The organism is Pseudomonas sp. C11 (assembly GCF_034683865.1).
GTDB lineage: Bacteria > Pseudomonadota > Gammaproteobacteria > Pseudomonadales > Pseudomonadaceae > Aquipseudomonas.
In genome coordinates, this window is the sequence record NZ_JAWIIP010000001.1 from 595871 (window position 1) to 610291 (window position 14421).

Consider the following 14421-nt stretch of genomic DNA (forward strand, 5'->3'; position numbering starts at 1 on the left):
GTCGCGGCTAAAGCCCCTCCCACAATACCGCGAGATTACGCCAAGCTACGCACCTGCTCCCAGGTCAGATCCAGGCACTTGCGCGCTTTCTCGACCAGCTCATCCACTTCCACCTGGCTTATCACCAGTGGCGGCGCAATGATCATGGTGTCGCCCACGGCGCGCATGATCAGACCGTTGTTGAAACAGTGGCCACGACAGACCATGCCCACGCCCACATCCCCCGAGAAGCGCTTGCGCGTGGCCTTGTCCTGCACCAGTTCGATGGCGCCGAGCATGCCGACGCCGCGCACTTCGCCCACCAGCGGGTGGTCGGCCAGCTCACGCAGGCGCTTTTGCAGGTAGGGCGAGGTTTCTGCCTTCACCCGCTCGACGATGCCTTCTTCCTTGAGAATGCGCAGGTTCTCCAAACCCACCGCTGCCGCCACCGGGTGCCCGGAGTAGGTGAAGCCGTGGTTGAAGTCGCCGTGCGCCTCGATCACCTCGAACACCTTGTCGCTGACGATCAGCCCGCCCATCGGCACGTAACCCGAGGTCAGGCCCTTGGCGATGGTCATCAGATCAGGCTTGAGGCCGTAGTACTGGCTGCCGAACCACTCGCCGGTACGGCCGAAACCGCAGATCACTTCGTCGGCGACGAAAAGAATGTCGTACTTGGCGAGGATTTCCTTGATGCGCGGCCAGTAGGTTTCCGGTGGAACGATCACGCCCCCTGCCCCCTGGATCGGCTCGGCGATGAAGGCCGCGACGTTCTCCTCGCCCAGTTCGAGAATCTTCTTCTCCAACTGGTCGGCGGCCCAGATGCCGAAGGCTTCCGGGGTCATGTCGCCGCCCTCGCCGAACCAATACGGTTGCGGGATATGCGCGATGCCAGGAATCGGCAGGTCGCCCTGCTCATGCATGAATTTCATGCCGCCGAGGCTGGCACCGGCTACGGTGGAGCCGTGATAGCCGTTGTCGCGACCGATGATGATCTTCTTGCTCGCCTTGCCCTGGCAGGCCCAGTAGTGACGCACCAGACGCAGCATGGTGTCGTTGCCTTCCGAGCCTGAGCCGGCGAAGAACACATGGTTCATGCCAGCCGGTGCCAACTTGGAGATGGCGTGGGCCAGTTCCAGCACCGGCGGATGCGCGGTCTGGAAGAAGGTGTTGTAGAACGGCAGTTGGCGCATCTGCGCGGCAGCCGCCGCGACCAGTTCCTCGCGGCCATAGCCAACGGCCACGCACCACAGACCGGCCATGCCATCGAGGATCTTGTTGCCCTCGCTGTCCCACAGATGCACGCCCTTGGCTTCGGTGATGATGCGTGGGCCTTGCTCGGCCAGTTGTTTGTAATCACTGAATGGGGCCAGATGGTGAGCCTGGCTCAGGGCTTGCCAGTATGCGGTTTTCGAATTGTTCATGTCGCCTCCTTCGATCCGAGACATCACAGGTACCAGCGGTATTCACGCGGGCTGATGTCGTGCATGAAAGCCAGGTGATCCTGGCGCTTGTTCTCGCAATAAACCATGACGAACTCACTGCCGAGGCCGGCAGCGACGCGTTCGCTGGCTTGCATGCGACGCACAGCGTCGAGCATGTCCTTGGGGAAATAGACGCCGCTTGCGCGGTCATCATTGAGCGGTGCAATGGGCTCGACCTTGGCGTCCAAGCCCTGCTCGATGCTGGTCAAGAGAGCGGCCAGCACCAGATAAGGGTTGGCATCGGCACCAGGCAGGCGAAACTCCAGGCGCAGGTTACGCACGTCCGACTCGGGAATGCGCACGCAGGCGTCGCGATCCTCGAAGCCCCAACTGGCCTTGCTCGCCGAGTTCACCTGGGCGCCAAAGCGGCGGTAGCTGTTGTGGTTCGGCGCGTAGATCGGCATCAGTTCCGGCAACAGGCTCAGACAGCCGGCCACGGCATGCCGCAATGGGCGCTGCTCGTCACGCGCCAGCAGGTTGTCGCCCGCCTCGTCGTACAGGCTGACGTGGATGTGCATGCCGCTGCCCGGATACTGCAGGTAGGGCTTGGCCATGAAGCTGGCGCGATGACCATGCTTGAGCGCCACGCCACGGGTCACCCGGCAGAACAGCGCCGACCAGTCGGCCGCCTGCAGCGGGTCGGCGTTATGGCTGAAGTTGATCTCGAACTGCCCCGGGCCAATCTCGGCGGTGATCACCGTGGTGTCGATGCCCTGCAGGCGCGCGGTCTCGCTGATGTCGTCGAGCACCTCGGCAAAGCGCGAGAGCCGCTCGATATGCATGTTCGGCTGATCGTCGGCATCGCCGCTCAGGTCGTCGCGCGGGTACTGTGGCAAACCGTCCTTGAGCGCCTTGTCGAACAGGTAGAACTCCAGCTCGAAGGCCACCACCGGGCGGATGCCACGGGCGGCCAGGCGTTGCACCACGCGCGCCAGCACCTCGCGCGGCTCGAACTCGATGGGCGCCTCGGTGCCATCGGAGCTGATCAGCATCTGCCCCAGTGGCTGGCGCTCCCAGTTCACCAGCTTGAGCGTGCCGGGAATCAAGCGCCGTGGCGCGTCCGGGTCGCCGTCATGGAAGCAGTAGTCGCCAATCTCGTAGAGGCCGCCCTGGGCGCCAAGCAGCACGCAGTTCTGCGGCAACTTCAGGGCGCTGCCGGCGGCGACCTTCTCCAGCATCTCGATGGGGTAGCGCTTGCCGTAGAAGTGTCCGGGAATGTCCAGACAGATCAGGTCGACGAAGCGTACCTCGGGGTGGGCCTGGCGGAATTGGCGGACTTCGTCGAGCAGCTCGACTCGGGTGGCGTTCATTGTGGTTATTTCCGATTCACGGGAGGTCAGGTGTAGATCCACAACACCCGCGCGGGGGTGTCGCCTTGGTTGGCATAACGCAGGCGCGCATAACTCGGCACCTGGAAAACGTCGCCGGGGTAAAGTGTGGCGCTCTGTTCGTCCTCGCCCAGCCACAGCGTCAGTTGGCCTTCGAGCACGTAGCCGGCCTGCTCGGAACGGTCGCTCATCTGCCGCTCACCACTACTGGCGCCCGGCTCGAGCAGGCTGTCGACCACCATGAAGGCGCCCTGCAGCGTCGGCGAGGCCATGATGTCGGTGATGCCCCCGGCCAGGTACAGGGTGCGGCGTTCGTCCGGCCGGGTGACCCAGTCCAGCGCCTTGGGCTTGGGCAGGCTGTAGAAATAGGTAGTGGGCACATCGAGCGCCTCGGCGATGGCAGTCAGATCCTCCACCGTTGGGCGCGATAGGCCACGCTCGACCTGCGAGAGGAAGCCCACCGAGCGGCCAATGCGCTCGGCCAGATCGTTGAGGGTGACCTTCTTGTGCTTGCGCAGGTCGTGGATAAGCACGGCCAGGGCCGCCATTTCCAGATTCTTGTCCATCTCAGGGCTGTCCATTTCAGAAGCTGTCTCTTAATCGGTACCAGGCCTTGCCAATGGCCTCGAGCGGCGCCGCCAGGCGCTCGCCAAATGGAAATGCGGGGTTGCGCAGTTGCTGGTACAGGGCCAGCTCATCGTCATTGCCGAGGATCGCGTCGCTGACAGCCCGCGCCGCCGCGAGCGTGGGCAGCACGCCATGGCCGGAAAAGCCCTGCAGCCAATAGCGGCCGTTCTCGCCACCGATATCCGGCGTGCGCGCACGGGTAATGTCGATATGCCCGCCCCAGGCGAAGTCGATGGCTACGCCTGACAACTGTGGGAATACGCGCTCGAGGAACGGTCGCGTGGCAGCCGCCATGTCCTTTGGCAGGCCGCCCAGGTAGGTGCAGCCACCGCCGAACAGCAGGCGGTGATCCGGCGTGCGGCGGAAGTAATCGAGGACGAACTGATTGTCGGTGACGCAGGCATTGCGCGGCAGCAACGCCTCGGCGCGCTCGGCACCCAGCGGCGCGGTGGCGATCTGGTAAGTGCCAACCGGCAGGATGCGCCGGGCCAAACGTGGCTCCAGAGCGTCGATATAGTTGTTACAGGCCAACACCAGTTGATCGGCTTGCACGCTGCCCTGCTCGGTACGCACGCGGTAGCCTTCGCCCTGCTTGTTCTGACTCAGTGCGCGGCTCTGCTCGAAGATCTGCCCACCGGCGCGAACGAAGGCCTCGGCCAGGCCGAGTGCCAGCTTGAGCGGGTTGAGGTGGCCGGCCTCGGGGTCATAAAGACCAGCCTGATAACGCTCACTGGCGACCCACTGTGGCATCTGCTCACGGGAGACGAACTGCAGCGCACGATGCCCCCATTTGTAGGCGGCCTCTTCCTGCCACTCATGCAGCAGCGCCACGCGACGCGGCAGCACGGCCGTCCACAGATGACCACGGCGATAATCGCAGTCGAAACCATGCCGCTGGGGCAGTTCGCGCAACTCGCGGGCCGCCCAGCTCATGCCATCCCACAGACGGCGGGCACGTTCGAGACCGAGAGCCTTCTCCAGCGGTGGCATATCGCACGACCAGCCGAGAATCGCCTGCCCGCCATTGCGACCGGACGCCGCCCAGGCCACCCGGCTGGCTTCCAGCAGGATCACCCGCTTGCCGGCTTCGGCCAGGCGCAGCGCCGTGTGCAGGCCGCTGAAACCACCGCCAATCACCACGACATCGCAGCGCTGCTCGCCCCGCAACGACGGATAGGCTTTCAACTGCGCGGCACAGGTGGCGGCGTAGTAGCTGTCGACGTGCTGATCGGCCTGACGGAACATGAGTGACTCATGAAATTATCTAAATTTAATTTCATGAAAATCTATAGAGATAAATTCACCAAGGCAAGCTGAGACTGCAATCCCCCGCCTCAGGCGACCTGCTGCAACGCCTCGGGCGTACATTGCAGATGGGCGATCAGATCGGCGCCGATGGCTTCGGCCAGCACAGCGCTCAGCACATCGCCGGCCAGAAACGCATTACGCGCCGCAACCGAGCGCCAATGCCCCTCCACATGCCACACAGCGACATCGTCGGAGTGCTGCATGACCTTCAATTGCAGGCAGCCCTGGTCACTTTTCGGAATGTTCTCCAGGCGCGCCAGACACTGGCCCAGGCGGATCGTACGATCATGGCGGGCACGTAGCGTCATACGGTGAATGATGCACATGGCAACCTCCAGGCATGGGTTCGATTGAATGCGGTAAGTCGCGCCGCACCTCGATCCGCGCCTGGTTCTCAGGGCTTCGAACAAGCGACAAAGGCAGGGCGCGATGACTGCAGAGATTAAGTGAGCCGTCAGCCTGGCGTTAGTCGATTACTGGCGTGTTCTTGCCTAAAACTACCTGCATACGTCCGCACCACCTCTCCGAGCCAGACCGACGAAATCGGCCGAAATACCCTGTATCAGCGGCGCTTTGCACATTCCTGGCAAATGCTTGCCTATTCCTGTCGCCACGCATGACTTGCCTGAAAAACCTGGCTAGGCTTCGCCCACCTTTCTGGAGGCTCAGCATGCAGTCCCCCCAATCTCCCACCGCGACCCTCGAAACCCCGCTGGCCGAACTCAGCCATGAGCTGGCGCGCCTGGTCGAACGTTTCATCCCCGAAGATGGCGTGCACCTGACCGCCATTCCCGGCCTCAAGCTGGCGCGCGCGACGACGCCCAGCCTGCCGATGCAGACGGTCTACGACCCTTGTCTGTGCATCATTGCCCAGGGCAGCAAGGAGATACGCCTCGGCGACGAACTCTACGTCTACGACCCGTTGAATTACCTGGTCGCCTCCGTGGTGCTGCCGGTCACCGGTCGGGTGATCGAGGCAAGCCCTGAGCACCCGTACCTGAGCCTGGCCCTGGAGATCGATCCGGCCCTGATCACCAGCCTGCTGGCCGAGATGCCGCCGCTGACCGTGCCGGACGCGGCAGCCAGGCGCGCCCTGTTCCTCGACCGCCTCGATCCGCGCCTGCTGGATGCAGTGATCCGGCTGCTGCGCCTGCTGGAAACCCCACGCGATATCGCCATGCTGGCGCCACTGGCACTGCGCGAGATTTTCTACCGCATGCTGCACAGCCCGCAGGGCCATCGCCTGCATGAGGTAGTGATAGCCGATAGCCAGAGCCAACGCATTTCCCGAGCCATCGAATGGCTACGCAAGAACTTCGACAAACCGCTGCGTATCGAGGAACTGGCTCGCGAGGTCAACCTGAGCCCATCGACCCTGCATCATCGCTTCAAGGCCGTCACCGCCTTCAGCCCGTTGCAGTACCAGAAACAACTGCGCCTGCAGGAGGCTCGCCGGTTGATGCTCTGCGACAACCTCGAGGCAGCGGCGGCGAGCTACCGCGTCGGCTACGAAAGCCCCTCGCAGTTCAGCCGCGAGTACAGTCGTTTGTTCGGCGAGCCGCCGCAGCGCGATATCGCCCGCCTGCGCCAGACGGCGCAGAATCAGCAAGCGTCCTGATCCTGGGAGGCGCCTCAGCGGCGGGCTTTTTCGCCTCGTTCAGGCGGGTAGCGGCTAAAGCCCCATCTGCTTGGCGATGATTTCGTTCATGATCTCGCGCGTGCCGCCGCCGATGGAGAGGATGCGGTTGTCGCGGTACAGCCGCTCGACCAGGCTTTCGCGCATGTAACCCATGCCGCCCATGATCTGCACTGCATCGTAGGTCAGGCGGTCGGCGATATCGGTGGCGAAGTTCTTGGCCATGGAGATTTCCTTGATCACACTCCTGCCAACCGCCATCTGCGCAGCCTGGCGGTAGGTGAACTCACGGGAGACTTCGAGCTGCGTGGCCATTTCGGCAAGGCGGTGCTTGAGCACCTGGAACTTGCCCACCGGTTTGCCAAACGCCTGGCGCTCGCGCGCCCACTTCATGGACTCCTCCAGTGCCAGTTGCGCGGTCATGTTGGCCATGATCGCCAGGCTCAGGCGCTCGCTCTGGAAGTTGGCCATGATGCAGGCAAAGCCGGCGTTCTCCACACCGATCAGGTTCTCCACCGGCACCTTGCAGTCGTCGAAGAACAGCTCGGCAGTATCGGACGCCCACCAGCCCATCTTCTTCAGCTTGCGCCCGACGGTGAAACCCGGCGTGCCCTTCTCCACCAGCAACAGGCTGACGCCACCGAAACCCTCGCCACCGGTACGCACCGCAACCGTGTAGTAATCGGCGCGCACGCCACTGGTGATGAAGGTCTTGCTGCCGTTGATACGGTAATGATCGCCGTCACGCACGGCGCGGGTCTTGAGGCTGGCCACATCGGAGCCACCGGAGGGCTCGGTCACCGCCAGCGCCATGATCTTTTCGCCGGCCAGCACCTGCGGCACCACGCGCTCGCGCACGGCGGGTTTGGCCCATTTGACGATGGGCGGCAGGCCGATATCCAGCGAACCGAGCCCGGCCACCAGGCCGCCCGAGCCACTGCGCATCAGCTCTTCGCTGGCGGCAACCTTGGCGAATACGTCGCCCTCGTGACTGCCGCCGAACTGCTCCGGGTAACCGATGCCGAGAATGCCTGCAGCGCCAGCCTTGAGGTACAGCTCGCGGGGGAATTCCTCGGCCTCCTCCCACTCATCGATATGCGGCAGGATCTCGCGCTCGACGAAACGCCGAACAGAATCACGAACCAGTTGGTGGGACTCATCGAAATAGGGCTGAGCGGCGGCCATGCGGGTACTCCCGTTATTGTTTTGGCCACCCTAACCTAGCGCTTGCTTGGTTTTCAAGCGAGCGTTTCATTTCTGCTCGCGTAGCGCTCTTCTCACCCGCGCCTGCATCGCGTAGGCAGGCCCTTCCACTGACTGGAAATCGCGGGTGTAACGCTGGGCGAAGCCATCGGTGCCCCATTCGCGATATTGCTGCACATGCCAGAGTTCGTGCGCCCATAGCGTGGCATCGTCAGCAGCCGCACCGGCATCACGAAACACCACCACATCGACCAGGGTCACGGCCTGCACGTCGGGGTTCTGCAGCATGAAGGTGGCGGCGTCCATCTCATCGGTGATACCGACACGAAAACGCACCGAATCGAGCAGCGCCTCGTCGTAGAACGCTGCGAGCTGCGCGCGAATCATCAGGGGAATGGGTTCGGTGCCGGCTCGCAGCGCAGCCTGGCGGGACTGCAGCAACCAGGCTTCCAGCCGCGTCGCCGCCATGTTCAAGCCATCCTCGCGCACCCGCACCGGATCCGGCACGCACAGGCAGGAGGCGCCCAGACACACCTGAACCTGCCCAGTCGGGCATACACTGGCGTGCACAGCCACAGGCAGACTCAACAGGAACAACAGACTGATGCGGCGCAGAGTGTCGGCGGGCACGGGCACTCCGAATTTGGGGGCGCGATTACAGGCTGATCGGACGTCGGCCGGCCAGGGCATGTGCCAGGGTACCGCCGTCGACCAGTTCCAGCTCGCCACCCAGCGGCATGCCGTGGGCGATGCGCGAGGCAATCAGGCCCTTGCCAGCAAGAATCTGCGCGATGTAATGCGCCGTGGCCTCACCCTCCACCGTAGGATTGGTGGCCAGAATCACTTCGCTGAAGGCACCCGCCTCGATGCGCGCCAGCAGTTCGGGAATGCCGATGGCTTCCGGGCCGAGGCCATCGAGCGGGGACAGATGCCCCTTGAGCACGAAATATCGGCCGCGGTAGCCGGTCTGCTCCACCGCATGCACATCCATCGGCCCCTCGACGACGCACAACAGGCTGTCATCGCGACGCTCGTCCAGGCACAACTGGCAAAGATCATCCTCGCTCAGGCTGCGGCAGCGCTTGCAGTGGCCCACGCCTTCCATCGCAGCATTCAGCGCCTGAGCCAGACGCTGACCGCCACTGCGATCGCGTTCGAGCAACTGCAGCGCCATGCGCTGCGCGGTCTTCTGACCAACGCCGGGCAGGATGCGCAGGGAATCGATCAACTGGCGAATCAGGGGGCTGAAGCTCATGGAAGTCCTGCAAAGGTTGGCGGGCAATGATCGGGTGGGCTAAAGCCCACCCTACGAACTGAACATGCGAGCAACACAAGTAAGAGTGGCGATCAGGCGGCGTACGGGGCAAGGCGCCGACGGACGAGGAACCGCAGTGTGCTGGAGCACATGAGGATTCCGAGTTCGCCGGCAACGCCGCCATGTGCGTCGACTGGACGCCACGTGGCCTGTCAGAAAGGCATTTTGAAGCCGGGGGGCAGTTGCATGCCCGCGGTCATGCCGGACATTTTCTCCTGGCTGTTCTGCTCGACCTTGCGCACGGCGTCGTTGACGGCGGCGGCAATCAGGTCTTCGAGCACTTCCTTGTCCTCCTGCATCAGGCTGTCATCAAGAGTGATGCGCTTGACGTCGTGACGACCGGTCATCACCACACTGACCAGGCCGGCGCCGGACTGGCCGGTGACTTCGGCATTGGCCAGTTCTTCCTGCATCTTCTGCATCTTTTCCTGCATCTGCTGGGCCTGCTTCATCAGGCCTGCCATGCCACCTTTCATCATGTCGGTATCCTCGGTGTTCGGGGTTTAACTGGGGGTGTCGATCGGTTCGATGCTGCCGTCGCGCACCTTGGCGGCGAATTGCTGGATCATCTGCTGCACCAGCGGATCGGCATGGATCGAGGCCTCGGCGCTGCGCTGTCGCTCTGCACGCTTGCGCGCGGCCGCTTGCGCCGGGGTTTCCTGTTCGGGTTTGCGCAGCTCGATGCGCAGTTTGATGCTGCGCCCCTGCTGCTGGTTCAGGGCGTCGTTGAGACGGCGTTGCTGGGTCGGGTTGAACAACGCGCTATGCGCCGGATCCAGGTGCAGCAGCCAGTCGTCGCCATTGGCTTCGATCAGTGTGCAGTTGGCGGCGATGCTGCCGGTCATGCCACCCAGACCGAGCAGCGGGAACAGCGCCAGCCATTCTGCAGCCAGGCCGGTCGCCGGCGCGACGGCAGGCAGCGGCTCGGGCTCGATCTCAGCCTCGGCTTCGCTCGGCAGATCGAAGTCGTAGTCCAGTGCGCCGTTGTCCACCTCGACGTAATCGTAGTCACCGGGTGGCGGCTCTTCGTCGTCGACGAGGGCCAGGCCCTCCTGGGGAGCGACTGCCTCGGCAACGGGCGCAGCCTCCACCACAGGCGCCGGCGCCACGCGCGGGGCCGGTTCTGATTCAGCCACGACGGGCGCCTCGACCTGGGGCACGGCTGCAGGCACTGGCTCCCAAGGCAGATCGACAGGTGCAGCCACTTCCGCCACGGCAACCGGCTCAGGCTCAGGCTCAGGCTCAGGCTCAGGCTCAGGCTCAGGCTCAGGCTCAGGCTCAGGCTCAGGCTCAGGCTCAGCAGCGATTGTCGGGGCAACCGATTCGGCCGATGCAACGGCTTGCGGCGCTGCAACGGGCGCTTCTGCCGGCACGACCGGTTCGGGCGCAGGTGCGGTGACGACAGGCGCAGCCGGCGCAACGACAGCCGGTGCCACTACGGCGGCACCGGCCACTGGGTTGGACTGGGAATCAGCAGTGGCCTGGCTGATCCCCAAGGGCTTTAGCGTGACCCTCGGCGCATCATCGGCTCCCGCCGGACGGAAGGCCAGCATACGCAGCAACACCATCTCGAAGCCACTGCGTGGATCCGGCGCCAACGGCAGGTCGCGGCGGCCGATCAGGCCCATCTGGTAATAGAACTGCACGTCTTCGGCCGGCAGTGCCTGGGCCAGTTGCAGAACCCGCTCGCGGTCACCCTGGCCGTTGTCCACGGCATCCGGCAGCGCCTGGGCGATGGCCACGCGGTGCAGGACGTTGAGCATTTCCGCCAGCACGCCATTCCAGTCCGGCCCCTGCTCGGCCAGGTGCCGAACCGCCTCGATCAGGGCGCGCGCATCGCCTTCGATCAACGCATGCAGTACGCCGTAAACCTGGCCGTGATCGAGGGTGCCGAGCATGGCGCGCACGTCAGCCGCCAGCACCTTGCCTTCACCGAAGGCAATGGCCTGGTCGGTCAGGCTCATGGCGTCGCGCATCGAACCATCGGCAGCGCGGCCGAGCAGCCACAGGGCATCGTCCTCGAACGGCACATTCTCGGCAGTCAGCACATGGGTCAGGTGCTCGACAACGCGCTCCGGCGGCATGTTCTTCAGGGAGAACTGCAGGCAGCGCGACAGCACGGTGACCGGCAACTTCTGCGGATCGGTGGTGGCCAGGAGGAATTTGACGTGGGGTGGCGGCTCTTCCAGCGTCTTCAACAGCGCGTTGAAGGAGCTGGTGGAGAGCATGTGCACTTCGTCGATCAAGTAGACCTTGAAGCGCCCACGGCTCGGCGAGTACTGCACGTTGTCGAGCAGTTCGCGGGTGTCTTCGACCTTGGTGCGGCTGGCGGCATCGACTTCGATCAGGTCGACGAAGCGCCCTTCATCGATCTCCCGGCATACCGAGCAGGTGCCGCAAGGCGTAGAACTGATGCCGGTTTCGCAGTTCAGGCACTTGGCGATGATCCGCGCGATGGTGGTCTTGCCCACCCCACGCGTGCCTGTGAACAGATAGGCGTGGTGCAGACGCTGGCTGTCCAGGGCATTGATCAGGGCTTTGAGCACATGGGTCTGGCCGACCATTTCGCGGAACGAGCGCGGACGCCATTTACGTGCAAGAACCTGATAACTCATGGAAAACCGTCATATAGGGAAAGCAAAAGTGGGCTAATGCTAGCGGAGCAACCGGCAAATTGCATCCGCCAGCGGCACGCCAGGCATGGATGTGTTGCAGAGGCGAAAATAACGCTGGTTATTTCTTGAACAAGCGCCTATGATCTGCGCCGTTCGTACAAAGCTGCAAGTCATCAAGGCCTTCGCGCCTCCCCGCTGGTTTCACGGTTCAACGTCTAGCGCCTCCCTGCGCTGCCGCCCTCCCCGATCCCATCTGCTGACTGTTCAGGCCGACTCGCCTCAATTCATTCATGGCGCTGTCTTTCTGCCTGCCTCCGCCGTACCGACCACGTCGAAGAACCGTAACAATGGAACTTTATCGTGCTAATAAAGCTCCTACTGGTCTACTTGCTAAGGCCGCTTTTCGGCCGACCTCACGGAGCAACACCACGCGCACCGATGCGCAATTGCGTTAAAGGAAATACCTAGAAAAATGACTACTCAACATCAGATCCAGAAAGCCATCAGCACCCTGACCCACGCCTTCGCCCCGTTCGACTGCCGTATCCTGGCTTCGCGCAAGGGCAGCTTCAGCTTCACGCTGGTCGACAAGACCGGTATCGCTCAGTACAGCCAGCGTCTTTACCCAGGCCAGTACAACGACGATTCGCTGCAACAGGTGATCGAGCGTACGCGTCAATCGCTCACGGCTTGAACCAAGCCGTCATTTTGAGGTCGAAGGAAGCCAACCTCAGGATGGAGTCAGATATGGAACTCAGCAACCAGCAACTCGTCGACCATCTGTTCAACCCGCTGCGCGCCAACTTCAGCTCGCCACGGCCGGATGGCAGCATCATCCTCGCCCTGCTCGACGAGAGCGACAGCACCGTCTACAGCCGCGTATTGGCCAAACCGCAGCTCGACAATCAGGATGCCTTTGCCCAGAGCCTGGAAGAGATCCGCCTGGAACTGGCCGTGCGGGCTGGCAATATCCCCGCAGACCTGCGCAAGACACTCAAGGAACAGGACAGCGTGCTGAGTTACCGCACAGCCTGACGCCCATGCAATGAAAAACGCCCGATGCCATTGGCATCGGGCGTTTTCGTTTAGGGCTCAGGCAATCAGGAATTGCGCAGCGGCATGGCAGGCGCCCGCCCACCCAGCCTCTCGGCTTCTTCCTGATACAGCGCCTTGACCAGGCAATAGCAGATCAGCAGCAGGATCACCGAGAACGGCAGCGCCGCGGCGATGGTGGCGGCCTGCAGCCCCTGCAGACCACCGGCCAGCAACAACGTGCCAGCCAGCGCACCCAGGCCCAGGCCCCAGATCACGCGGTAACGCTGCGGCGGATTCTGATCGCCCATCGACAGGATGGTGCAGATCACCAGCGTGGCGGAGTCGGCCGAAGTGACGAACCAGCTGACGATCATCAGCGTCGCCAGGCCAGCCATGGGCAGGGTCGCCCACTCCACGCCGAGGCCTTCGATGGTCTTGTACAGCACCATGGTCAGGTCGCTGTTGGCGACGCTGGACAGATCCACACCGCTGAGCTGCAGGTGCACGCCAGTACCGCCCATGATCACGATCCACAGGAAGGCTCCGAGGGTCGAGGACAGCATGCCGCCCAGCACCACCTGACGCACCGTGCGACCGCGCGAGATGCGCGCGATGAACATACCGACGAACGGGCCCCAGGACAGCCACCAGCCCCAATAGAAGATGGTCCACCAGCCTTGCCACTGACGCTCGGGATCCGGATCGGTCCACAGCCCCATCGGTACGAAGTGCGCCAGGTAGTCACCGATACTCGAGGCGTACAGCCCCAGCAGGAACACGGTCGGGCCCGCCAGCAGCAGGAACAGGAAGAGAATGCTGCTCAGGCGGATATTCCATTCGCTGAGCCAGAGAATGCCACGACGCACGCCGGAAACCGCCGACAGCGTGGCGACCACCGAAGTACCGGCGATCAGCAGCAACTGGTTGGTGGTGGAAATCTCCCAGCCGAACATGTAGTTCAGCCCCGCATTCATCTGTGACACGCCAAGGCCCATGGTGGTCGCGGTACCGAACAGCGTGCTGAAGATGGCCAGCAGGTCGACTGCATGGCCGATCGGGCCATGGATGCGCTCGCCCAGCAACGGATAGAGCGCCGAGCGAATGGTCAGCGGCAGGTTGCGCCGGTAGGTGAAATAGGCCAGCACCAGCCCCACCAGGATATAGATGCACCAGCCATGCAGCCCCCAGTGGAACAGGGTGATGCGCAGGGCGATCTGCCCGGCCTCGGGCGTACCGGCCTTGACCCCGGCCATTTCCATGAAGGGGTTGCCCTGCATGTGCATCAGCGGCTCGGCGATGCTCCAGAACAGTAGGCCGGTACCGACCGCCGCACTGAACAGCATGGCGAACCAGGAGAAATTGCTGAACTCGGGACGTTCGTGATCGGCGCCGAGGCGCAGATCACCGAAGCGGCTGAGCCCCACCCAGAAGGTGAAGAACAGCACCAGGCTCACCACCGCCACGTAGTACCAGCCGAGCGAATGCTCGATCCAGGCCTTGATGCCGGTGTAGATGCCGTTCGCCAGCTCGGCATTGCTCAGGGTGAATAGCAGGAAGAGCAGAACCATCGCGATCGAGGCAATCGCCATCGTCGGATTGACTCCCGCGAACCAGCGTTCGCGGTTGAGGGTGGGATGTTCGCGCACAGGCGTCTCCTTATTTTTGTTGTGAACCAAAGCAGCGTGGCAATGACGAGCCGCCCGGCATCAGGACGTCCGCAGCATCACGGAGACATCCTTCGATCCTGCACGGGAAACGCCTTGCATCCAACGTTCTGAGCCGAACTCAGGTGATCCGCCATTGCACGTATTATGGTATACCATCAACCAAGAGCTATTTTCAATGCCCTTTTGCACCGCTCTGGTGCGCATGATCCGGCGCCTGCAAAGCG

General features: G+C 63.2%; 14 protein-coding genes. 3 read left to right on the plus strand and 11 right to left on the minus strand.

Translation table 11 applies throughout. The features are described from left to right. Window positions 1-35: 35 nt before the first annotated feature. The 5 genes from VC352_RS02705 to VC352_RS02725 form a co-directional block, all read right to left on the minus strand. The gene (locus VC352_RS02705; RefSeq protein ID WP_322978031.1) at window positions 36-1403 is read right to left on the minus strand and encodes an aspartate aminotransferase family protein; all 1368 of its coding nucleotides are present in this window, start codon (window positions 1401-1403) and stop codon (window positions 36-38) included. Window positions 1404-1426: 23 nt separating this feature from the next. Beyond that, window positions 1427-2773 carry a glutamine synthetase family protein gene (locus VC352_RS02710; RefSeq protein WP_322978032.1) on the minus strand — a complete coding sequence of 449 codons (1347 nt, stop codon included), beginning with the start codon at window positions 2771-2773 and terminating at the stop codon, window positions 1427-1429. Window positions 2774-2799: 26 nt separating this feature from the next. Beyond that, window positions 2800-3357, minus strand: a complete 558-nt coding sequence (locus VC352_RS02715; RefSeq protein ID WP_322978033.1) for an XRE family transcriptional regulator — start codon at window positions 3355-3357, stop codon at window positions 2800-2802. Window positions 3358-3373: 16 nt separating this feature from the next. Further along, window positions 3374-4663, minus strand: a complete 1290-nt coding sequence (locus VC352_RS02720; protein WP_322978034.1) for an FAD-binding oxidoreductase — start codon at window positions 4661-4663, stop codon at window positions 3374-3376. An 89-nt stretch (window positions 4664-4752) separates the two neighbouring features. Further along, on the minus strand, window positions 4753-5052 hold the full coding sequence (locus VC352_RS02725) for an antibiotic biosynthesis monooxygenase (RefSeq protein WP_322978035.1): 300 nt from the start codon (window positions 5050-5052) through the stop codon (window positions 4753-4755). Window positions 5053-5396: 344 nt separating this feature from the next. Here VC352_RS02725 and VC352_RS02730 point away from each other — a divergent pair, with 344 nt between their 5' ends. After that, window positions 5397-6344 (plus strand): AraC family transcriptional regulator, encoded by a 948-nt coding sequence (locus VC352_RS02730; RefSeq protein ID WP_322978036.1) that lies wholly within the window; start codon window positions 5397-5399, stop codon window positions 6342-6344. 54 nt (window positions 6345-6398) lie between these two features. Here VC352_RS02730 and VC352_RS02735 read toward each other — a convergent pair whose 3' ends face one another. The 5 genes from VC352_RS02735 to dnaX all read right to left on the minus strand — a co-directional run bounded on the left by VC352_RS02735 (window position 6399) and on the right by dnaX (window position 11495). Further along, complete coding sequence (locus VC352_RS02735) at window positions 6399-7547, minus strand: acyl-CoA dehydrogenase family protein (protein ID WP_322978037.1); 1149 nt, start codon at window positions 7545-7547, stop codon at window positions 6399-6401. Window positions 7548-7613: 66 nt separating this feature from the next. Beyond that, the gene (locus VC352_RS02740) at window positions 7614-8195 is read right to left on the minus strand and encodes a DUF4157 domain-containing protein (protein ID WP_322978038.1); all 582 of its coding nucleotides are present in this window, start codon (window positions 8193-8195) and stop codon (window positions 7614-7616) included. 25 nt (window positions 8196-8220) lie between these two features. Beyond that, on the minus strand, window positions 8221-8820 hold the full coding sequence (gene recR, locus VC352_RS02745; RefSeq protein WP_322978039.1) for a recombination mediator RecR: 600 nt from the start codon (window positions 8818-8820) through the stop codon (window positions 8221-8223). 212 nt (window positions 8821-9032) lie between these two features. Beyond that, window positions 9033-9359 carry a YbaB/EbfC family nucleoid-associated protein gene (locus tag VC352_RS02750; protein ID WP_003460931.1) on the minus strand — a complete coding sequence of 109 codons (327 nt, stop codon included), beginning with the start codon at window positions 9357-9359 and terminating at the stop codon, window positions 9033-9035. Between the two features lie 24 nt (window positions 9360-9383). Beyond that, window positions 9384-11495 (minus strand): DNA polymerase III subunit gamma/tau, encoded by a 2112-nt coding sequence (gene dnaX / locus VC352_RS02755; RefSeq protein ID WP_322978040.1) that lies wholly within the window; start codon window positions 11493-11495, stop codon window positions 9384-9386. Window positions 11496-11967: 472 nt separating this feature from the next. Here dnaX and VC352_RS02760 point away from each other — a divergent pair, with 472 nt between their 5' ends. Beyond that, the gene (locus VC352_RS02760) at window positions 11968-12189 is read left to right on the plus strand and encodes a hypothetical protein (protein ID WP_322978041.1); all 222 of its coding nucleotides are present in this window, start codon (window positions 11968-11970) and stop codon (window positions 12187-12189) included. Between the two features lie 53 nt (window positions 12190-12242). Further along, window positions 12243-12530 carry a DUF3509 domain-containing protein gene (locus VC352_RS02765; RefSeq protein WP_322978042.1) on the plus strand — a complete coding sequence of 96 codons (288 nt, stop codon included), beginning with the start codon at window positions 12243-12245 and terminating at the stop codon, window positions 12528-12530. A gap of 65 nt (window positions 12531-12595) precedes the next feature. On the opposite strand, the gene VC352_RS02770 is transcribed toward VC352_RS02765, so the two are convergent. Further along, window positions 12596-14176, minus strand: coding sequence for a BCCT family transporter (locus VC352_RS02770; RefSeq protein ID WP_322978043.1), 1581 nt, complete (start codon window positions 14174-14176; stop codon window positions 12596-12598). Window positions 14177-14421: the final 245 nt, after the last annotated feature.